This is a genomic window from Bacteroidales bacterium, from assembly GCA_031276035.1.
GTDB lineage: Bacteria > Bacteroidota > Bacteroidia > Bacteroidales > BM520 > RGIG7150.
In genome coordinates, this window is the sequence record JAISNV010000031.1 from 46515 (window position 1) to 67601 (window position 21087).

Annotated in this window: 17 protein-coding genes and 1 tRNA gene; 7 read left to right on the forward strand and 11 right to left on the reverse strand. The window is 33.6% G+C overall.

The genetic code is table 11. The features are described from left to right. Nucleotides 1-13: 13 nt before the first annotated feature. From LBP67_08020 to LBP67_08050, 7 genes are all read right to left on the reverse strand, one after another. Nucleotides 14-1621 (reverse strand): DASS family sodium-coupled anion symporter, encoded by a 1608-nt coding sequence (locus tag LBP67_08020; protein ID MDR2084925.1) that lies wholly within the window; start codon nucleotides 1619-1621, stop codon nucleotides 14-16. A 29-nt stretch (nucleotides 1622-1650) separates the two neighbouring features. After that, nucleotides 1651-2124 (reverse strand): CYTH domain-containing protein, encoded by a 474-nt coding sequence (locus LBP67_08025; GenBank protein MDR2084926.1) that lies wholly within the window; start codon nucleotides 2122-2124, stop codon nucleotides 1651-1653. A 10-nt stretch (nucleotides 2125-2134) separates the two neighbouring features. Continuing rightward, nucleotides 2135-2779 carry a hypothetical protein gene (locus LBP67_08030; GenBank protein ID MDR2084927.1) on the reverse strand — a complete coding sequence of 215 codons (645 nt, stop codon included), beginning with the start codon at nucleotides 2777-2779 and terminating at the stop codon, nucleotides 2135-2137. A gap of 174 nt (nucleotides 2780-2953) precedes the next feature. Beyond that, complete coding sequence (locus LBP67_08035; GenBank protein ID MDR2084928.1) at nucleotides 2954-4243, reverse strand: lamin tail domain-containing protein; 1290 nt, start codon at nucleotides 4241-4243, stop codon at nucleotides 2954-2956. A 37-nt stretch (nucleotides 4244-4280) separates the two neighbouring features. Then, nucleotides 4281-5654, reverse strand: a complete 1374-nt coding sequence (locus LBP67_08040) for an OprO/OprP family phosphate-selective porin (protein ID MDR2084929.1) — start codon at nucleotides 5652-5654, stop codon at nucleotides 4281-4283. Nucleotides 5655-5739: 85 nt separating this feature from the next. Next, a complete protein-coding gene (gap, locus tag LBP67_08045) occupies nucleotides 5740-6753 on the reverse strand; it encodes a type I glyceraldehyde-3-phosphate dehydrogenase (GenBank protein MDR2084930.1) in 1014 nt (337 codons plus the stop codon). 8 nt (nucleotides 6754-6761) lie between these two features. Next, nucleotides 6762-7484 (reverse strand): FKBP-type peptidyl-prolyl cis-trans isomerase, encoded by a 723-nt coding sequence (locus tag LBP67_08050; protein ID MDR2084931.1) that lies wholly within the window; start codon nucleotides 7482-7484, stop codon nucleotides 6762-6764. 272 nt (nucleotides 7485-7756) lie between these two features. Here LBP67_08050 and lepA point away from each other — a divergent pair, with 272 nt between their 5' ends. The 3 genes from lepA to hisS are packed head-to-tail and all read left to right on the forward strand — an operon-like array spanning nucleotide 7757 to nucleotide 12088. Beyond that, on the forward strand, nucleotides 7757-9544 hold the full coding sequence (gene lepA / locus LBP67_08055; protein MDR2084932.1) for a translation elongation factor 4: 1788 nt from the start codon (nucleotides 7757-7759) through the stop codon (nucleotides 9542-9544). Nucleotide 9545: 1 nt separating this feature from the next. Next, nucleotides 9546-10718 carry a glycosyltransferase gene (locus LBP67_08060; GenBank protein ID MDR2084933.1) on the forward strand — a complete coding sequence of 391 codons (1173 nt, stop codon included), beginning with the start codon at nucleotides 9546-9548 and terminating at the stop codon, nucleotides 10716-10718. A gap of 2 nt (nucleotides 10719-10720) precedes the next feature. Continuing rightward, nucleotides 10721-12088 (forward strand): histidine--tRNA ligase, encoded by a 1368-nt coding sequence (gene hisS, locus LBP67_08065; GenBank protein ID MDR2084934.1) that lies wholly within the window; start codon nucleotides 10721-10723, stop codon nucleotides 12086-12088. A gap of 28 nt (nucleotides 12089-12116) precedes the next feature. Here hisS and LBP67_08070 read toward each other — a convergent pair whose 3' ends face one another. Further along, a complete protein-coding gene (locus LBP67_08070; GenBank protein MDR2084935.1) occupies nucleotides 12117-13331 on the reverse strand; it encodes a glycosyltransferase family 4 protein in 1215 nt (404 codons plus the stop codon). A 3-nt stretch (nucleotides 13332-13334) separates the two neighbouring features. Next, the gene (locus tag LBP67_08075; GenBank protein ID MDR2084936.1) at nucleotides 13335-14807 is read right to left on the reverse strand and encodes an LptF/LptG family permease; all 1473 of its coding nucleotides are present in this window, start codon (nucleotides 14805-14807) and stop codon (nucleotides 13335-13337) included. 170 nt (nucleotides 14808-14977) lie between these two features. Here LBP67_08075 and fabG point away from each other — a divergent pair, with 170 nt between their 5' ends. From fabG to LBP67_08090, 3 genes are read left to right on the forward strand one after another with little or no spacing between them, the layout of a single operon-like run. Then, nucleotides 14978-15724: a 3-oxoacyl-[acyl-carrier-protein] reductase gene (gene fabG / locus LBP67_08080; protein MDR2084937.1), complete on the forward strand. Its 747-nt coding sequence runs from the start codon at nucleotides 14978-14980 to the stop codon at nucleotides 15722-15724. Nucleotides 15725-15730: 6 nt separating this feature from the next. Continuing rightward, complete coding sequence (locus LBP67_08085) at nucleotides 15731-17803, forward strand: hypothetical protein (protein ID MDR2084938.1); 2073 nt, start codon at nucleotides 15731-15733, stop codon at nucleotides 17801-17803. A gap of 28 nt (nucleotides 17804-17831) precedes the next feature. Further along, nucleotides 17832-18260, forward strand: a complete 429-nt coding sequence (locus LBP67_08090) for a 3-dehydroquinate dehydratase (GenBank protein ID MDR2084939.1) — start codon at nucleotides 17832-17834, stop codon at nucleotides 18258-18260. Here the strand turns inward: LBP67_08090 and LBP67_08095 are convergent. After that, the gene (locus tag LBP67_08095; protein MDR2084940.1) at nucleotides 18215-19318 is read right to left on the reverse strand and encodes a glycosyltransferase family 2 protein; all 1104 of its coding nucleotides are present in this window, start codon (nucleotides 19316-19318) and stop codon (nucleotides 18215-18217) included. The genes LBP67_08090 and LBP67_08095 overlap by 46 nt on opposite strands. Then, a complete protein-coding gene (locus LBP67_08100; GenBank protein MDR2084941.1) occupies nucleotides 19251-20714 on the reverse strand; it encodes a GWxTD domain-containing protein in 1464 nt (487 codons plus the stop codon). The genes LBP67_08095 and LBP67_08100 overlap by 68 nt, the downstream gene beginning before the upstream one ends. A 115-nt stretch (nucleotides 20715-20829) precedes the next feature. On the opposite strand from LBP67_08100, the gene LBP67_08105 reads away from it, so the two are divergent. After that, a tRNA-Ser gene (locus LBP67_08105) sits at nucleotides 20830-20914 on the forward strand. Nucleotides 20915-21087: the final 173 nt, after the last annotated feature.

A 21087-nucleotide genomic window follows, 5' to 3' on the forward strand; every position in this document is an offset into this window, starting at 1 on the left:
ATTAAGTATTAAATTAGAAGAACAACCCATTTGTATAGCCTAACCATCTGAGAACAGTTTCACCCCAAATAATTATCATAATCCAAGTAATAACCATCATAGTTATTCCGAATTTAAAAGTATCACTCCAGCTATATTGATTGGTTGTATAAAGTAAAGCAGCAGGTTTACTATTAAACGGCAGAACATACACATGTTCAATTAATAATGCCGCGGGAAAAGCCAAACTTAAAGTAGGAAATCCGAATCTTTGTTCTATACCTAAAGCTATGGGTATAAATATTAACGTTCGCATTGTTTTGGACTGAAACACTAATGCGCTGAAAAGCATCAAAAAAGTAATCAATAAAAACAAAACCCAATAAGGAGTATTATTAGTAATTCCGAGATGATCAAAACCTACATCTACTAAAGTTGCAGGAAGTCCGGTAACATCAAATCCGACTCCAAGAACATAAGCGCCGGCAGAAAATATCATCAAATGCCAAGGAATATCCACATCATTCCAATTAACAATACCAATTTTAGGCAGTAAGGCTAAGATTGCACCGCCGAACGCAACGGTAGTTTGACTGATACCGTGCTGTTTATCAGTTGCCCATAGCACTAAAACAGCTACAAAAATTGCAATTGCTTTATATTCCTGAAAACTCATTTTACCCATTTTGTCGAGTTCCTCTTTCATACGTTGCATTCCACCTTCGATTTGAGGTTTGCGTTCTTCGGGTTTTAAAGGAAAAATTACTTTTGTTCCGATAAGCCAACCTAAGATAATTAGTATTAATGCCAATGGAAAGGCTGCAACAAACCAATCCTGATAACTAAATATTGATGTTCCCAAAGCTCCCGCCATCATTGCGGCCGCAAGAAGGTTTGCTCCGGAACCGGTTAAAAAACCGGAAGCACCTACGTTTATTTGAAATAAATTTTGTAAAACTATGTTTCTGCCGAAATTATTTCTGTTATCGCCGCCGGTTGCGCCGTATATGGCAGCTATAACCATAAAAATAGGTAACAAGATAGCAGCCTTAGCCGTAGTTGCGGAGATAAAAGCCGACAATACTATGTTTATAACTACAAAACAGAGAATTATTGAAGTAGCGGATTTACCGAATTTTACCATCATCCATAGTGCAAAACGTTTGGCTACTTTTGTTTTCACCAACATACTCGCAAGTATAAATGATAAAATATTCAACCACATTACAGGATGACCTAATTGTGCAAAAGCTGTTTTTTCTGTGGTTACATGGCAAAGCACAACAGCTAAGATTACGAATAATGAAGTGAGGTAATTCGGTATAGCTTCTGTTATCCAAAGCACAATGGACGCCGCAAAAATTGCAAGCATTGCGTAATTTATACGTATAAATGCTTCCTGACCAAGTATCTCAAAACGGGCAAGTGCTGTTGTATCCAATCCTTCGGAAGAAATTGTGTTTAAAAAGGGTATATCAACAACCCAGTATATCAAGATAAACACTAACAGCGCCAATGGTCCGCCTACTATTGCCATCCATTTTTCAAATCCCGATTTTTTCATTTTCGGGAGTTGCTCTATTCTATAATTATTCATATCCAGCGGATCGAAATTCGCCGGACGAGTATTGTTGTCATTCATATTTTTCAGTTCTTAATTTATATTTACGATTATTTCCAATTTTTATATGGATTTTTCATCAACATTGAGTTGAAATATTTTACGTCACCGGTAACTTCTTCACCAAGCCAATCAGGTTTTGAAAATTGTTCGTCCTCCGATTTCAATTCCAATTCGGCTACAGTTAAACCTTCATTATCTTTATAAAATTCATCAACTTCAAATGTATGACCGTCAACCGGAACAAGATAACGGGTTTTATCAATTACGCCGGGTTCACATATTTTCAAAAGTTCCTCAACATCACTAACAGGAATTTCCTTTTCCCATTCAAATCTACTTGCTCCGCTATCGTTTCCCATTCCCTTTACGGTAATATAACCTTTATCACCTTTGATACGTACACGAACGGTTCTTTCGGGAACGGAACTGAGATAACCTTGGGTAATGCGTGTTGCTTTAGTTACATAAGGCTTAAAATCTCCTGTAACTAAAAACTTTCTTTCAATTTCTTGTAATGCCATAATATTAATTTTATTCGTTAGCTAATTTTTTTGAACTCATTCCTATAACACGCTTGATTGCCTGTAAGTAATTGATATTTTCAACACTTTCAAGACCAATATCTTTGATTGTTTTTTTGATGTCTTCAATTTCTGTTGACTCCGAATTGATTGTAACAATTTTAGCACCATTAATAAGCACGTTTCCTACTTCACAGATTGTATCATTAACCATATACCCGAACCGTTGTTTATGTACTCTTACGGCAATTAGATCTGGATGATTATTTACCATTTCGATAAATTCATCGTAGGTATAAGATTCTTTTGTAAAATTTGGAGGGACAACCATAAATGCAGTAAAGACTTCCTTTTTAAGGATGTTGGCAGATATAGGAAATTCACCTTTCATCAGCGGATTCCATTGTTCAAGTCCGTCAACCGTTTGTACAAATGTTTTAATATCCATTTTGCCGTCGCGAATCTTGGTATTGTTAATATCGTTTGTACGAGAGATGATATATACCTCATCGCTTGTGCGTTCCCAAACTTTTTCAGGGACAGGAACCGAGAGGCGCGCCATTCTTTTGTGTGCTGCTGTAAAATCCTGTCCAAATGAACGAAATTCAAATCTTGGTTTTGAAATTGCTCCTATTTCAAGTTTTTCTTGTGACATATTATATAAATTTTGATTTTGATTAATTCTGATAATTAAAAATTATGATTTTCTAAATAATTCAAGCATAAAACCGATAAAAAATTTAATTTTTCTATTTTACCGGTTTTATGACTTAATTATTTTTATTATGTATAACACCTTAAAATAAAGGAAAATATACAAACTCGCAAATTATTCTTGAGGAATTTCATCTCCGGTTGCAGGGTTAGCTGTACCCGGAGTTGCCTCTTCAACTAATTTCCAATCACCGCCATCGGGAGTGCGAGCCATAGATTTAGAACCTAAATCTGATAAATTTGTTACATTCCATGGTTCAGGACCTCTTGTAAACACATCACGAGATGTACCGTCTGGCATAAACAACTCAATTTTAACCGATTTCTTAGCAGATAATCCGCTGCCGAAAATCTGATTTGCCGGATGTGTAGGATGAGTTGAAGCAACATCTTCGCTATATAACAACAAATATCCATTGGCAGGAATAACTATATCCTCGGAAGTCCAAATAAGTGTACTACCGTCTTTTTCCATATACATATCTTTTAATGACAGTTCAACATTGCCCTTATTGTAAAGTTCGATAAATTTAAATCCGCCGTTTAATTCATTTAAAACCAAATTAGTATAATCGGGAGTCGGGATAACACCGCCCTCAAGTCCTTCAACTATTTCGGTACCATCAACATTTTGAGCACCGGGAGTAGCTACCGCATGATACCAAACACCATCGGCATTTCTACTATAGGAATTTGGGGCTGTAATTACAAGAGTTGTGAGATTAAAGTCATCAATACTAACGCCACCCGGAGTAAAGAGCTGTACCCTTACTTCTTTTTTCGCAGAAAGCCCGCTGTTGAAAAACAGATTTTCAGGATGTTCCGGATAATCGGCCTTAACATCAACACTATATAACAACAAATATTCACCCGCGTTAACTATTATAGTTTCATCGGCTCTCCAATTTTCCAGACCGTCTTTTTGAATATAAACACCAGTCATTGGAATAGCAATTGTTCCTCCATTGTATAACTCAATAAACTTATCGTTTCCATTAAGTTCATTCAATCTTAATTTTGTATAATCAATAACCAAAGCACCAACTTCATAATCTAATTTTGTAGATTCTACAGTTTTTTCATCACTATTTGCAACAATCCAATAAACAATTTTTGCATTAAGTGCTTGTTCGGGAATTGCTGCAATATATTCTTTATCATTTGAAGAATTAGAACGGTTCATTTCAACAATATTTTCCTGTCCTTCATTTACGGTGTAATACAATTTTGCCGTAAAATCAACAAAAGAAGTAATATCTGCCGTAACAAAAACTTCATCATTATCTGTTATTGTTTCCGGAGAATGTTTGATATTAGTAATTGTTATTCCATCATAAATAGGGTCTTTAACACAGGCAGTAACGCAAATAACTATTGCTAATACTGCGAATAATATTTTTTTCATATATTTTTCTATTTTAAATTAAATAATAAATTAATAATTAGAATGCTACCTGGAATCTGCATGATAACATGTGATAATCAACTCCTGCTTTTCCGTCGGCAGCGACAACCTTTGTATAATCTTTAGTCGGATTTCCATCAGCATCATATCCGACAAATAATTTACCTCTACCGTTTGCATAACGGTCGTTATTATTATATTGATAATTAACAGCAAATTTGAAATTTTTACCGAAATAAACATTAATGCCTGCGGTATAAGCTTCGGCCGAACCGCCATAAACGCCACCTTCAAAATCATTTAAATCGATAAATTCATATCTCAAACATAACTCAATGTCACCCCATTTTCTACCTCCGGATATTTTACTGTACTTTGCTCCGCCTACGTCATAGCTTTGGGTACCTCCGAGCAGCAGATAACCTGCTTGAAAATACCAGCCTTGCATAAGTTTTGTTTCGGTATTATACTGAGAATCTTCTTTAATAAAAACATTATCCCAAATATAAGCACCTTCATATCTTAAACCTTTATAATGACCGGCAAGTTCGACTGTGTACAACAAATCAAATTTAGTATCTCTTATAAGGTCTGTGTCTAAATATTTTTTACGGTTAACAGTAGTGCTGTTACGGGTGCTGAAGCGAGTAGATCCGTAATCGCCGGTACTTACACTTGATTTAGGATTTCTGTAAGAAATTGCTCCACCGATATGTAAACTTGCATCAGACATTTGATATAAGGGACGAACAACTATTTTTCCGGTATATGATAAACCGGAACCGCGACCGTAATCTTTATTGTTATCTTCTACATAAATACGCTCCTCCGAACCTGCAATTTCCTGGAAAGCAATACCTGCCGACGCCCAAAACACAGGAACAGAATATTTTACATTAAGACCAATGAATCTACTTGGGGTTAATGCTTGAACAACCATAGGCCGTTCCATAAATTGCAGGTATCTTGATGTAGTATTACGAGATATCGAAAAATTTTCCTTAAAGTTACCGGCCTGTATTTCAAGATTTTTCACCCCTGTATAGCGAATAATAGCATCTTTTAATTCGAAAACACCATCGGCAGCATCAATATCAATTTCGCCATACCAATCCGGTGTGATCTGAGCCTTAACGGCAAATCTGGCCCTTCTTATAGAAGCGCCGTCACCGATTTTATCAAAATCCGGATTTTCACCGAAGTAACCAGAAAAATCCGCTTGAATACGAGTATCCAACCAGATTCTATATTTATCACCTCTGAATACTAGAATACCGTCTTCTTCAAAAACACTAACAGGTTTTGAAGTAACAGTAATACCATACTGGTCTTTTTGGGTTGTTGCTTCTTGAGCAAAACCGGTCGCAGCAAATATTGTTACAACGACTAAAAAAAGAATAATTCTTTTCATAAATTTTAAATTTTAATTACGTAATAATGTTTATTTAGTGTATATAAAAAAGGCGATGAAAATAATTCGTCGCCTTTATTTTTTATTATTTGATCAACTTTTCAATTAAATCAACTACTCTTTCCGAGTAACCCCATTCGTTGTCATACCAAGAAACGACTTTTGCGTTCCGACCTCCTTCCATAACCATTGTTAACTGTGCATCAAAAATTGATGAATGCGGATTATGAATGATATCACAAGAAACAATAGGATCTTCTGTGTATTGAAGAATTCCTTTCATAGGGCCTTCGGCAGCTTTTTTCATAGCAGCATTTATTTCTTCCTTAGTAACAGGTCTGCTTAATGTTACACTAAGATCTACAACTGAACCTGTAGGAACCGGAACTCTCATTGCTAAGCCATCAAGTTTGCCTTTGAGCTCAGGGATAATTTTACCTACGGCTTTAGCAGCGCCTGTAGTTGTAGGAATAATGGAGACCGCAGCGGAGCGAGCTCTTCTCAAATCGCTGTGAGGAGCATCCAGAATTCTTTGATCATTTGTGTATGCATGAATTGTATTCATCAAACCTACTTCAATACCAAAATTATCTTGAAGAACTTTAGCAATCGGAGCTATACAGTTTGTGGTGCAAGATGCATTGGAAACACATTGGTCGGAATCTCTGAGCGCGTTGTCATTCACTCCAATAACTATCATGTTGTCTATTTCATCTTTAGCGGGTACAGTAAGAAGAACTTTTTTAGCGCCGTTTTTCAGATGGTCGCCGTAACCGCCTTTTTCAGATTCGCGTTTTGTAAATACACCTGTTGATTCAACAACAACATCGGGAGTTTTTGACCATTTGATATTTATCGGTGCCTTTTCCGCATAAACGGGAATCGCTTTTCCGTTTACGATAAGTTCGGTATCTGTATAATCAACAGTTCCATCAAACTTTCCTTGAGTAGAGTCATACTTTAAAAGATGAGCAAGTACTTTAGTACTCGTAAGATCGTTTATGCCAATAATTTCGATATTGCCTCTTTCAAGGGCAATTTTAAAAACGTTTCGACCGATTCTGCCGAAACCGTTAATTCCTACTTTAATAGTTGTCATGATTTTATTTATTTTAAAATTTCAAGTAATTCTACTTCAAAGATTAATATTGAGTTTGCCGGAATTAATCCGGTAATTTCTCTATCTCCGTAACCAAGTTGCGGCGGAATTGTAAATTCATAAATCGAACCAACAGGCATTAATTGTAAACCTTCCGTCCAACCGGAAATAACTTGATTTAAAGCAAATTCAGCGGGCATTCCATGATCTTTTGAACTATCGAAAACCGTACCATCAATTAACCTGCCTGTATATTCCACACGCACAACCTCTTTATCACTACCCGGTTTTTCACCTTTACTTTCTTTAATTACTCTATATTGCAACCCGCTTCGTGTAGTTTTAATTCCGTCTTTTTTGGCGTTTTCACCTAAATATAAAATATTATCTTCGTCTGTTGGTTGTTCCATTGCTTCAAATTGTTGTTGTTCGCTTCTACGTTCTGCCATAAGTTTTTCAAAATGAGCATTCAAAATATCATATGCTTTATCTTGATCTATTTTAGGATTCCCTGCAACATAATCCGAGAAACCCACAGCAAAGAGATCATTATTATAAGTTTCACCAGTACTCGCCATTCCCATCAAAGCATTAGCAGCATAGTCAACTCCGAGAGCATAACTAATACTATCATTGTAATTGGTAATCTTATTGTTTTTTCCTGAATTACAAGACGTAAACAAAACACTTGCTGCGACAGCAACAACTGCCAATAAAAATATTTTCTTCATATTTAATTTTAATTTAATTATTTGCAAAGATAGTTTTAATAATTGACAATTTACAATTGAAGATTAAAATAATTTAGATGTGTTGAAGTAATTCCAAATTTTGAATCATTGTTATCGAGCTATAAATGTGAATTTTAATATCGAAAATCTAAAAAATTAAAGATATTATTTATTCACTCATCATATCATCTAATATCTTAACCATTAACCATTAACAATAAGCGGTTAATTGTTAATGGTTAATTATGAATTATTTCGTATCTTTGCAAGTTATGAAGAAAATTAGAAATTTTTGTATTATCGCTCATATAGATCACGGTAAGAGCACTTTAGCCGATAGGCTTTTGGAGATTACAGGTACAGTTTCAGGAAAGGACCTCCAAAATCAGACTCTCGACGACATGGATTTAGAGCGGGAAAGAGGAATTACTATAAAAAGCCACGCCATTCAGATGAATTATAAGCACAATGGCGAAGAATATATATTAAATCTTATTGACACTCCCGGCCACGTGGACTTTTCCTATGAAGTCAGTCGCTCCATAGCTGCATGCGAAGGCGCACTACTCGTAATAGACGCCACTCAAGGTATTCAAGCCCAAACAATATCAAATCTCTATCAAGCAGTTGACAACGATTTAGTTATTATCCCCATAATGAATAAGATGGACATGGGTAATGCGATGCCTGATGAAGTAGAAGATATGATTATTGATTTAATAGGCTGCAGTCCGGATGATATAATCCGTGCAAGCGGTAAAACCGGTATGGGCATTGAAGAAATTCTCGAAGCTATTATAACCAAAGTACCTCCGCCGGAAGGAGACCCGGATGCTCCATTGCAAATGCTTGTATTTGATTCGGTTTACAATCAATTCCGCGGAATCATTGCTTATTTTAAAATTGTTAACGGAACTATCCGTTCTAACGATTTTGTAAAATTCATGAGTACTAAAAAAGAATATCATGCCGACGAAATCGGAGTATTAAAACTTAAACAGCAACCCGCTAAAAGTTTGAGCGCCGGAAATGTCGGTTATATAATCTCCGGAATTAAAACTTCTTCGGAAGTTAAAGTCGGCGATACGATTACTCATGTCGAAAGACCTTGTGATAAACCGATAGAGGGATTCCAGAATGTTAAGCCAATGCTCTATGCGGGTGTCTATCCCGTTGACGCTGATGATTATGAAGAATTACGTGCTTCTTTGGAAAAATTACAACTCAATGATGCAAGTCTTTATTATGAATTAGAGTCTTCGGCTGCTTTAGGATTCGGCTTTCGCTGCGGATTTCTAGGATTACTTCACATGGAAATAATTCAGGAACGACTTGATCGTGAGTTTGATATTGATGTCATCACTACTGTTCCCAACGTTAATTACAAAGCTTATTTGACAGACGGAAGTACAGTTGAGGTTTATAATCCGTCTGGAATGCCTGAACCGACCAAAATGGATCATATCGAAGAACCATATATTATCGCTGAAATAATTACAACTCCGGAGTTTGTAGGACAAATTATGAAATTATGTCTTGATAAACGCGGAACTATTAAAAATCAGGTTTATCTGACGGAGACACGTATTGAACTTACTTTTGATTTACCTTTAGGTGAAATTATTTTTGATTTTTACGATAAACTTAAAAGCATCTCAAAAGGTTACGCTTCTTTCGATTATCATATTTCAGGTTACAGACCTGCCAAATTAGTTCGTTTGGATATTCTTTTAAACGGTGAAATGGTTGATGCGCTCTCTTCTTTAATTCACGTAGATCACGCATATTCCTTCGGCAGAAGAATTTGTGAAAAGTTGAAAGAATTGATCCCAAGGCAACAGTTTGAAATTGCAATTCAAGCCGCAATCGGTTCAAAAATCATAGCAAGAGAAACTGTTAAAGCTATGAGAAAAGATGTAACCGCCAAATGTTACGGAGGCGATATTACGCGTAAAAGAAAACTGCTTGAAAAACAAAAAGCAGGTAAAAAACGTATGCGTCAAATCGGAAATGTTGAAGTACCGCAATCGGCATTTCTGGCCATACTTAAAGTCGACTAAAATGAAAATATTAGTATTACTTTCTCGCGTTCCTTATCCTATCGAAAAAGGGGATAAACTTAGGGCATATAATTTCATCAGAGAACTTTCCAAGTCTAATGAAATTCATTTGTTCGCAGTTGACGACTGTAATACTAAAGCTGAAAATATAGAACATCTGAAACAATATTGCAAAACAATAACAGTTGTTCCTATTTCAACATTCAGTAAATTCTTTAATGCAATTGTAGCTTTTCTTAAAGGAATACCATTACAAGCAGGATTTTTTTACTCAAAACATATCAATAAGATTTTTAAATCTAAATTGGAAGAGATAAAACCCGATCATATTTTTTGTCAGCTGATTCGCGTAAATGAATATGTTAGGTTTATCGACCTGCCAAAAACCATTGATATTCAAGACACAATGTCTTTGAATTTCGGTCGTAGCGCAAAGCAATTAAAATCGATAAAGAAATACGTTTACAAATTCGAATCGAAACGTTTAAAAAAGTACGAACATAATATTTTTAATATCTACGATAACAAAATCCTTATTTCCGAATCAGACAAGAGAAACTATCCTCACAAAAACCGTGATGAAATAAGAATAATCCCAAATGGCGTTGATTATAATTTCTTTAAACCTGTAGAACATGAGAAGACTGTTGATGTAATTTTTACAGGAAACATGGGTTACATTCCTAATGTTGACGGTTCTATATTTCTTGTCAAAGAAATTTTACCTATTCTAATTAAGGAGAAACCTGAGATAAGAGTTATGATTGCAGGCGCAAATCCGCATTCGGACGTTAAGCACCTCGAATCTAAAAATGTTATTATAACCGGCTGGGTTGAGGATATTCGGAAATGTTATTCGAGTGCAAAAATTTTCATTGCTCCAATGCGTATCGGCACAGGACTTCAAAATAAACTTCTGGAAGCAATGGCAATGCAAATGCCCTGTATTACCACTTCCTTGGCAAATGAATCGCTGAAGGCAAAAAATAATGAGGAAATTCTAATTGCAGATGATAAAACAGGTTTGGCAAAACACATAATCAATCTTTTAAACAATGAAGTTCTGGCAAGTAAAATAGCTTTAAACGGATATGACTTTGTTAAAAGAAATTATGATTGGACAAAAGCAGGAGATGAGTTAAATAATATTATTCAATCAACTAAAAGGAAATAAAAATGATAAAGCCTTCCATTCCAAAAGGAACAAGAGATTTTGCACCTGAAATAATGGTAAAAAGAAATTTTATTTTCGATACTATTAAGCATGTTTTTAATTTATACGGATATATGCCTATTGAAACTCCGGCAATGGAGAATTTATCTACTCTTCTGGGAAAGTACGGCGAAGAAGGCGATAAGCTTATTTTCAGAATATTAAATTCCGGTGATTTTCTTTCGAAAACGGATAAAAATGACTTGGATAATATTAATTCTTTTACAAATAAAATTTCCGAAAAAGGTCTAAGATACGATTTAACAGTTCCTTTCGCAAGATTTGTTGTAATGAATCGTAATGAAATTGTTTTTCCTTTTAAAAGATATCAGATTCAAACAGTTTGGAGAGCCGACAGGCCACAGAAAGGCAGATACAGAGAATTTTATCAATGCGACGTTGATATTGTAGGTTCAAAATCCTTACTTAATGAATTTGAATTCGTTTTAATGATTAATGATGTATTTAATCGTCTCGGAATCAAGGTTACAATCAAAATAAATAACAGAAAAATTCTCAGCGGAATTGCATCTTATATAGGATATGCCGATAAATTGACAGACATTACTGTTGCTATAGACAAAATTGATAAAACCGGTTATGATAATGTTGTTAATGAATTACTTGAAAAAGGAATTTCTGAGGAAGGTATTCAAAAACTAACACCTATCTTAAATTTAAAAGGCAGCAGTTATGAAAAAATCGAAAGTTTAAAATCTATTTTAAGTGATTCCGAAGAAGGATTGCTTGGTATTGAAGAGATTAAAACCTTATTCGATTATATTAAAACCAATAATCTTGAAAGTTTATGCGAGCTTGATTTAACACTCGCCAGAGGATTAAGTTATTACACCGGAGCGATTTTTGAGGTTAAAGCTAATGATGTTTCTATAGGTAGTATTTGTGGCGGCGGAAGATATGATAATCTAACATCAATTTTCGGATTGAATGATGTTTCAGGAGTGGGAATTTCTTTTGGTGCGGAAAGAATTTATGATGTGATGAATGAATTAAATCTTTTTCCTACTAATAGTGAACAAACAACTCAGGTGTTAATTTTAAATCTTGGAAATAAAGAAGTTGAGTATTGCTTTCCTTTAATTCATACTTTAAGAAGAAACGAAATAAATACTGAATTATATCCCGAAACAGCAAAAATGAAAAAACAAATGGAATATGCAAATAAGCGGAATATTCCATTTGTAATTATTGTCGGTGAAAATGAAATTACGGCGAATATTGTTTCGGTAAAGAATATGAATAGTGGTGAGCAAATTAACTTATCATTTTCGGATTGCATCGAATATATCAAAAAACATTCTAACTTTTAAAAGTAATGCTTATCAGCAATCTTACACACTAAGTTACGGGGTTGACAGCAGAAAGTTTTTCTACTTCTTTTAAAAATTTCGGATAAATTTCTCTTACATTATACTTGGAATATGCCGTTTGTTTTGCATTCTTCTCAATATTCATACAAAACTCAGCATCTTCAATAAGTTTTAAAACACATTCGGTGAAATTTTCTGGAGTATCGGCAATAAGTATATCCTTTCCGTTTTCACATTCAATTCCTTCGGCACCGATACTTGTAGCAACAATTGCTTTTCCCAACATCATTCCTTCAATAATTTTCACACGCATTCCGCTACCAGAAAGCAACGGCACAATCATAATTTGCTTTGAGAGCATATATTCTTTTGCATCAGGAACTTCACCGTCAATTATAACATTTTCCTTTTGAAGGCATAATAAACTTTGCTGCATATTTCTTCCCGCAAGATGAAGCTTAATATTATTATTTTCCTTATGGATTAACGGCCATATTTTTTCAAGCAAATAATTTATACCTTCTATATTAGGCGCCCAATCCATTGCACCTATGTGAAATACAGTATTTTTCTCTTCTTCAACATTATCCGGAACATTAACAGCATCCATATCAAAACCGGCAGGTAAAACATAAACAGGTATTTTAGTGTGTTTCCTCAAATATTCGGCATCAACAGAACTTACGGAAGAAATCATATCAACTTCATTAATAACCCTCAATTCATATTTACGTAAAGTTCTGTAAACATGTATCAATAAAATCTTTTTCAAAATATTTTTTGTAGCCTTACTTGTCCTTTCCCATATTTTAAATTCGATATTATGAGCTCTCAAAACTATTTTAGCATTAGAATTTGCTCTTACAATATCAAGATACGGACAAACGAAAATTGATTCGAACATAACCAAATCGAAATCTTCAGATTTTAGTATTTCGATTATTTTTTTTTCAAAATCCTTAGAAATAAATCTTATAATATGCGGTGATTTTCCTGTAAAAATAGTAGTAAAAAACCTAAAAGGTTTTACTCTCATATCAAGCATAACCGATTCATAATCTACAGCATTTTTATAATCATCGGGAATGCAATCTGGATCTGTGAAATTCTTTTCAGAATTAACAGCTAATACTTTTACATAATTGCCGAGCCTGGCAGCTTCCTTAATATACACATTCATCCCCATACAACCGCCGTCGCGCTCCGGATAAGGATTTTTATTACATAAAAATAAAATTTTCATAAACTAATCATACTTAATTATTTCATCCCGATTATTCTTATTTCTCTTAAAGAAAGCTATAAACTTTTTATAATTCTTTTCCCATGAATCTCTGTCTAATATAGGAGCATCTGTTGTTGCTTTCGCAGTTAAGAAAATTCCGAAAGGCATAATAATAAAATTTGCCATCCATATTCCGAAGAACGGGTTAAGTTCTCCTTCCAATACTGCTTTTTGACACGAGGTAAGAATAATATAATACGCAATGAATATAGCGGTTGACAGTACCAAAGGTAGCCCCAATCCACCTTTACGAATTATTGCCCCAAGCGGCGCCCCGACAAAAAACATAACCAGGCACGCAAAGGCTAACGCACATCTTCTATTAAACTCTACCTTATGTTGGTTCATCTTATATTTAGTAAAAGTATAATTTGTTCTTTTAACGGTTTGTGTGGATTTGATGCTCCGCGCATGTTCCAAAGCCTTAATAATAATTTTCTGCTGTTCTTTTAATTCATAATTATCTAAAAGCGGCATAACGAAATTGCAAAGATCCGAAGTATCATTACTGCTATACTTAAGAGTATCAATTTGATTAACACTAAGATATCTATTACCGCGTTCCTTAACAAAAAGATCATAAGCCCTTACCTGAACACTGTCTAATTTCGCAATCTCAGTATTCAATTGTCCGAAATTCAAATTTCTAAAATGGTTCCTTCTCAAATCTTCATCACTCCTACTCAAATCAAATTGAGACAAGTCAAAAACTAAGATTTCTTTTTCAAATTCTACTCGTTTAAACGGCAATTTTTCCTGATTATCCTTACTATTAGAATCGTCATAATTATATCCGTCGTATAAAGTCAAAATCAAATTTGAACCGTCTTCCGTAACTTCCATAACCCCAACTTCCGCAAAAGTAACATTATCGTTTATTCCCTTATTATCCTTGTGTTTATACAACATTACTCCGTACAACGTTTTATCATCCTTATCCTTCTTATTTGCTCGAATAACATAACCTTCAATATCATTATAAAACACACCTTCTGTAAGATTAAATGCCATCTTTTTTCGTCTTATATCGTAAAAAATAGAATCGAATTTAAGATTGGCTCGAGGTAAAATATCATTACAGAAATAAAAAGAAAAAAGTGATAATCCGGCAATTAGAAAAATCAATGGCTTTAAAATTCTTTTCAAAGAAACTCCCGCACTCTTAAGTGCAACTAATTCATATCTTTCTCCCAGATTTCCAAAAACCATTAGCGAAGCGAGCAACACGCCAATAGGCAAAGCCATCGGCACAAAAGTAGCTGATGCGTAAAGCATTAATTCTGCAATAACATACCACTCCAAACCTTTACCCACTAATTCATCAACATAAGCCCAAAAAAATTGCATCAACAATATAAAATCACCAATGATTGATGTAATAATTAACGGACCTATAAAGGATTTAAGTAAATATATATCGAAACGCTTTAACACGAAATATTTTTTTTGTGCAAATGTACGTCATTCTTCCCAAAAAAACGACAAAAATCATTACTTTTGCACTTTTATTAAAGTAAACCCTAAACTCAAAATATTAGTAATAATCTTTAATCAATTTTAGTATTTTGAGTTTATTAAATAATTAGAAATTAATTAATTTAAGTATGAAATTATTAGAAAACAAAACAGCTGTAATTACAGGCGGTGCTCGCGGAATCGGCAAGGCTATCGCGATGAAATATGCACAAGAAGGTGCAAATGTTGCTTTTATAGATTTACATTACGATGAATCGGCTATTGAAACAGAAAAAGAACTTCTGAGTTTCGGAACAAAATGTAAAGCTTATGCCGGTAATGTAGTTGACAGCGAAGCTATGAATCTTATTATTGAGGATATTGTTGCTAATTTCGGCAAAATAGACATCCTTGTTAATAATGCGGGTATTACTCGCGACAAATTACTTATGAGAATGACGGAAGAAGATTGGGATATGGTTATCAATGTAAATCTAAAATCTGCTTTTATCATGATTAAAACGGTTCAATCTCATATGATTAAACAACGCGAAGGTGTTATTATTAACATGTCATCAGTTGTCGGTATTTCGGGAAATGCAGGTCAAACAAATTATTCCGCATCAAAAGCCGGATTAATAGGTTTTACAAAATCAATAGCTAAAGAGTTAGGTTCAAGAAACATCCGTTGTAATGCAATTGCTCCCGGGTTTATTGAAACCGTAATGACCAAACAGCTTTCCGAAGACGTAATAAACGACTACCTTAAAAAGATTCCTTTGCGTAAACCCGGTAAACCCGAAGACGTGGCAAATCTTGCGACATTCTTAGCATCAGATATGGCGAGTTATATTACAGGTCAGGTCATTACTGTTTGCGGAGGACTTCAAATATAATTTTTAATGATACATTTTGAAACATCACCATTATGGTTGGTTGGCTGCGCAATCGCTGCAATTTTATGTACTTGCATCTTATATTGGCGTAAGCGCAACGACTATATCGGTAAAAGATTAAAAACATTACTTTTCATCTTAAGATGTACGGCATTGTTTTTAATCTTTACGATGTTTCTGAATATCATACTTATTACAAAAATAAACACATCCACAAAACCTGTCCTTATCTGCGCCGTCGATAATTCGCGCTCAATGATTGCAAGTAAAGATTCCACAAACGTAAAATCTTTTTTCGAAAATAATTACAATAATATTTTAGGTAAGTTAAAAGAAAATTTTACGGTTCATACTATTTTATTCGGAGAAGAAATAACTGAAAGAGAAAATCCTGATTTTAAAGACAATGCTACAAATATTTCTTCGTCGTTTATGTATTCCGACAGATTATATGATAAGAATTCAATTGACGGAATGTTACTCATTACCGACGGTATTTACACAAGCGGATTTAACCCTACAGTTATTGCCGAAGACAATCCATACCCTATTTATACAGTCGGAATCGGAGATACTACAAGTGTTAATGATTTTTCAATAGTTAATATTCGTTTTAATGATGAAGTTTACATTCAGAGCAACTGCATTTTTGAAGTAAATATAAGTGCTTCGGGATTCAACAACGAAGAACTTGTATTACAAATACTTGACAATAACAATCTAATATCGACAAAAACAATTAAGGTCAACAGCAACAATTTTCATACTACTTTGGATTTTATTTTTCCGCCGTCATCAGCAGGAAAACATTTCTTTAAATTCAAATTAAATGACCACGAAAATGATGCAATAAAAAATAACAATGAAAAAACTTGTGTTGTTAATGTTATTGATACGAAAAAACATATTCTTATTGTAAGCAAAGGGGCGCATCCCGATATCAATGCAATCAAACAAGCATTGGAGTCGTCTCAAAATTATACTTATGAATCTTTTCTTTTGGAAGGATTTAATTTGAATGAATTGGATAAATGTGATATTGTTATTTTACACGGATTACCAGATAACAGTTCTACTTCAAAATTAATTCTTAATAAATTAAACGTAAGCAAGTTACCTTATTTGGCTATTTTCAGCGAACAAACGGATATTAATACTTTTAATCAGCTTGATAAAAACCTTAACATTGAAGCTTTTAATGGTAAATTCGAGGAAGCATATCCTGATTTTAACAATAATTTTTCCGGATTTAAGATTAGTGAAAGCGAAATTAAAACATTTTCATCATATTCTCCATTAATAGCTCCATTCGGCATTTACAACATCCCTATTCAATCGGAAGTAATTTTATCTCAAAGAATTAATAGTATTCCAACAACAAGACCGCTGATTATTACGGTTCAAGATTATAACCGCAGGAGCGCATTTATTTTCGGAGAAGGTCTTTGGTTATGGAGAATCAAAAATTTCGTAACAGAAAACAGTCATAACTCTTTTGATGTTTTAATTAATAATATTGTTCAATATTTATCTTTATCCGATATTTTTAAACGTTATCAAGTATTTATTAATGAAGAATATTTTGAAGGAGAAGAAATTATAATAAACGCAAGATTGTACAATGACAATTATGAATTATATAATACACCTGAAGCTCAGATAACAATCACAAATAACGAACAAAAGTCACAATATCCGTATTATTTTTCCAGAACAGACGAATCCGGATATACTTTAAATGCGGGGACTTTGCCGCCGGGGCAATATTCATGGAGCTCTAAGGCAGCTGATGAAAGTGTTGAGGGAGCATTTTATATCTCAGAAACAAATCCGGAGTATATAAACTTGCAAGCAAGGCATGACATGTTAAAAACTTTGTCAAGCATTACAGGCGGCAGGTTCGTAGAATTATCGAACGTAAATAATATCATCAATTCAATAAACTCCGACATAAAATCCGGAAAAGAATACAGTTATTTAAAACATAATAAAATAAACGATTCTATTATTATTTTCTTCATTGTAATAATATTGTTAAGCACGGAATGGCTTTTGAGAAGACGGGCTGGAATATATTGATTCTATCTATTAAATCTTTACTTCTTTTATGAAACTAATAATTATAAACGGTCCTAATTTAAATCTTTTGGGTTTACGTGAGCCCGATATTTACGGAGAAAATAATTTCGATTTTTATTTTGATTATTTAAAAGAAAAATACAAAAACATTGATTTCGAATATTTTCAATCTAATATTGAAGGAGAACTTATTGATAAAATACAGGAAGTCGGATTTTCTTACGATGCAATAATTTTAAATCCGGGTGGATATACACATACTTCCGTTTCCATTGCCGATGCAATAGCAGCAATAAAAACACCTGTTATTGAAGTACATATTTCAAATATTTTTAAGAGAGAGAATTTTAGACAAAATCTGATTACGACAAACTACTGCAAAGGAGCCATTTTCGGATTCGGATTAGACTCTTATGAACTTGCAGTAAAATCGCTTCTTTTAAGTTGGAAAAAATAACGTTTCTTTTTTATAAAATATTCAAACACTATCGATTTCTTATACATTCTACTTACTTCAATATGAGGTAAATTATTACGTTTTGCCTTTATCTTACGTATATGTTTTAAGAAATAATAATGAGCACGGGGAACTGTGATAAATTCTTTAAAACCGCCGTCAAACAGAAATTTTAATGAAGATATGAAATCAAATAAGAATCTTCGGAATATAATCATATTAATATGCTTAGTATTAAGATTTTTATAAACCATGATGAGGTTATTTCTCATATTTAAATATGTTTTAAAAGCTGAAGATTTAGGAAGGCTTCCTCCGCCAACATGAAAGACAAATGAATCCGAACAATATCCTATTTTATATCCAAGATTCTTCAACCTCCAACAAAAATCTATTTCTTCCATATGAGCAAAGAAATCTTCATCAAAACCGTTTACTTTATGAAAAACATCTGCTCTCACAAACATACAAGCTCCTGTAGCCCAGAATATTTCATCATAATCATCATATTGCTTTATATCTTTTTCGATAGAATTAAAAATCCGTCCTTTGCAAAACGGATATCCTAATTTATCTATAAAGCCTCCTGCTCCGCCGGCATATTCAAATCTATCTCGCTGCGAATATGACAGTAACTTAGGTTGACAAGCTGCATAATCCGTATTTTCATCTAAAAAATTTATTACAGGACTTATCCAATTCTCACTAACTTTTACATCGGAATTAAGAATAACATAATATTCGGCATCTATCTGCTTAAGTCCGAGGTTGTAACCTTTTGCAAATCCGAAGTTTTCAGATAACTGAATAATATTAACTTGAGGAAAATTACTTTGAAGCAAATAAACAGAATCATCAACAGAATTATTATCAATAACATAAATATCAGAATGATCCGAGCTGAATTCAATAACATCGGGAATAAAATCCTTAAGAAAATTTCTTCCGTTCCAATTTAATATAACTACAGCTACTCTTTTCAAATTAAAATTATCTGGGATCTTTATAATATTCATCCAAAGGAGCGCCCCACATTTCTTCCATACTTTCGCTATCATCAGTAATCGGAGCATTAAGATATAACTCGTGCTGCCATTTCGGATTATACAACTCACCAATAACATCGGAATGAATGAGGTCGTAATCCTTAAGAGCTGCATCTAAAGTTGCAAAAACAAATCTTTTATTACTCTGTCCTTCAATTTTATAATACTGCCATATCTCATATGGCTTTGTAGCAGAAGACATTCTGTTTTCATGAATATGATTCGGCGGACCATATTGCAGATAAACACGGCCCCTATCGGTATCATAGCCTTTCCTCATCGCATTGCCGTAAGAATTATTCACTTTCTTTACTTCGGTCATATAGTTTACAAATGCCATACTCGGATCAAGTTCATCTCTTTCCGACCAAAAATGATATACAAATTGTTGCAAGGTATTAATATTGGTAATTGTATCTACCTTTTTAATAAAATTACGTTCGTAATCCGATGCTTTAGGTACAAATGATTTTATTATTTCACGCAACGTATCTACACTTGTAAATCCAGATACAAAAGTATTATTAATTGAAATATTAGTTAATAAATCCTCATTATATCCAACTTTCGGATTAGAGCGTTGGAAGAATTTCTTTGTTGAAATAATATCGTATCCGTTCATATCCTTAACTTGAATAGTAAGATAATAATTACCCGACGGCAGATATTCAATATTTATTGAGTTAAAGACGGGAACCACCGGAGCAACAGAGGATTTAATCATCTTTGAATAACCGCTTATAAATTCTCCGGGAATTTCCTTGCTTTCAATATAAGTATAAATTACAATTCTCGAACCAAGTTCCAATAAAGTTTGAAGGTTATAAATTTCGCTATAAAATGTTAATTCATTTTTATTTTCAGGAAATAATATTGAAAAATAAGGAGTTAAATCATATCCTGATTTTGTAAGAATCGTTCTTTCGGATGTTTTTTTATAACTATCTATAAAAGTAATGGTTGATGAAGCTACTTGATCTGCAGGTATCTCAACAATTACCTTTGTATTTCCTTTTAAAATATTTGTCGTATCATTTTTGTCTTTTAAAGTCAACTCAAAGGTATATTCACCATTATCAAGATAAAACCGTTGAAGATCAATTAAATTTATATCAATATTTGTTGTATCCTTAATTGGTTGACCTAAAAGCGCGTACTTATTAAATTCCACAATATTATCTTTGTGTTTGAAAACCATAGTAATCTGTACTTCCGAAGTAAATACTCCGTTAGAATCCTTAACATGTGTGAGCTGCTCTTGCGGGATAGACAAATATGTTTCAATATATGGTTCATTATTCGCTGAGAATGCGGCATAACTGAAATGAGCAGTTATTGATTTTTGTCCGAATGCAGAAAAAACCGACAAAGAAATCAATAATATAAAGAGTATAGATTTTCTATTCATAGCTTAATAATTTAAAAAATACATATTTAGCTTGCAAAGTTAAGCACAAATAATTATAAAGCAAATTTTTTTTCATAAAACGTAATAATTTCAAAAAAAATTGTACTTTTGCAGCGGAGAAATGGCAGAGTGGTCGATTGCGGCAGTCTTGAAAACTGTTGAACTGAGAGGTTCCGGGGGTTCGAATCCCTCTTTCTCCGCAGGAAAGAAAAGCCGACAGGCAACATAAGACAGACAAAGCCTACAAATTCAATAGTTTGTAGGCTTTTTTATTTCTATTCGTGTAAGGGTAAAAGTCAAAAATAGGACAGAAAAAGACACTTTTTGTAACCTAAACTGTACCCTCTTCAAAAAAATTGTATTAAGGGGTACA

Bases quoted from the DNA above. Each gene is read 5' to 3' on its own strand.
- LBP67_08020 (MDR2084925.1), bottom strand. From the start codon at position 1,621: ATGAATGACAACAATACTCGTCCGGCGAATTTCGATCCGCTGGATATG.
- LBP67_08025 (MDR2084926.1), bottom strand. From the start codon at position 2,124: ATGGCATTACAAGAAATTGAAAGAAAGTTTTTAGTTACAGGAGATTTT.
- LBP67_08030 (MDR2084927.1), bottom strand. From the start codon at position 2,779: ATGTCACAAGAAAAACTTGAAATAGGAGCAATTTCAAAACCAAGATTT.
- LBP67_08035 (MDR2084928.1), bottom strand. From the start codon at position 4,243: ATGAAAAAAATATTATTCGCAGTATTAGCAATAGTTATTTGCGTTACT.
- LBP67_08040 (MDR2084929.1), bottom strand. From the start codon at position 5,654: ATGAAAAGAATTATTCTTTTTTTAGTCGTTGTAACAATATTTGCTGCG.
- gap (MDR2084930.1), bottom strand. From the start codon at position 6,753: ATGACAACTATTAAAGTAGGAATTAACGGTTTCGGCAGAATCGGTCGA.
- LBP67_08050 (MDR2084931.1), bottom strand. From the start codon at position 7,484: ATGAAGAAAATATTTTTATTGGCAGTTGTTGCTGTCGCAGCAAGTGTT.
- lepA (MDR2084932.1), top strand. From the start codon at position 7,757: ATGAAGAAAATTAGAAATTTTTGTATTATCGCTCATATAGATCACGGT.
- LBP67_08060 (MDR2084933.1), top strand. From the start codon at position 9,546: ATGAAAATATTAGTATTACTTTCTCGCGTTCCTTATCCTATCGAAAAA.
- hisS (MDR2084934.1), top strand. From the start codon at position 10,721: ATGATAAAGCCTTCCATTCCAAAAGGAACAAGAGATTTTGCACCTGAA.
- LBP67_08070 (MDR2084935.1), bottom strand. From the start codon at position 13,331: ATGAAAATTTTATTTTTATGTAATAAAAATCCTTATCCGGAGCGCGAC.
- fabG (MDR2084937.1), top strand. From the start codon at position 14,978: ATGAAATTATTAGAAAACAAAACAGCTGTAATTACAGGCGGTGCTCGC.
- LBP67_08085 (MDR2084938.1), top strand. From the start codon at position 15,731: ATGATACATTTTGAAACATCACCATTATGGTTGGTTGGCTGCGCAATC.
- LBP67_08090 (MDR2084939.1), top strand. From the start codon at position 17,832: ATGAAACTAATAATTATAAACGGTCCTAATTTAAATCTTTTGGGTTTA.
- LBP67_08095 (MDR2084940.1), bottom strand. From the start codon at position 19,318: ATGATAGCGAAAGTATGGAAGAAATGTGGGGCGCTCCTTTGGATGAAT.
- LBP67_08100 (MDR2084941.1), bottom strand. From the start codon at position 20,714: ATGAATAGAAAATCTATACTCTTTATATTATTGATTTCTTTGTCGGTT.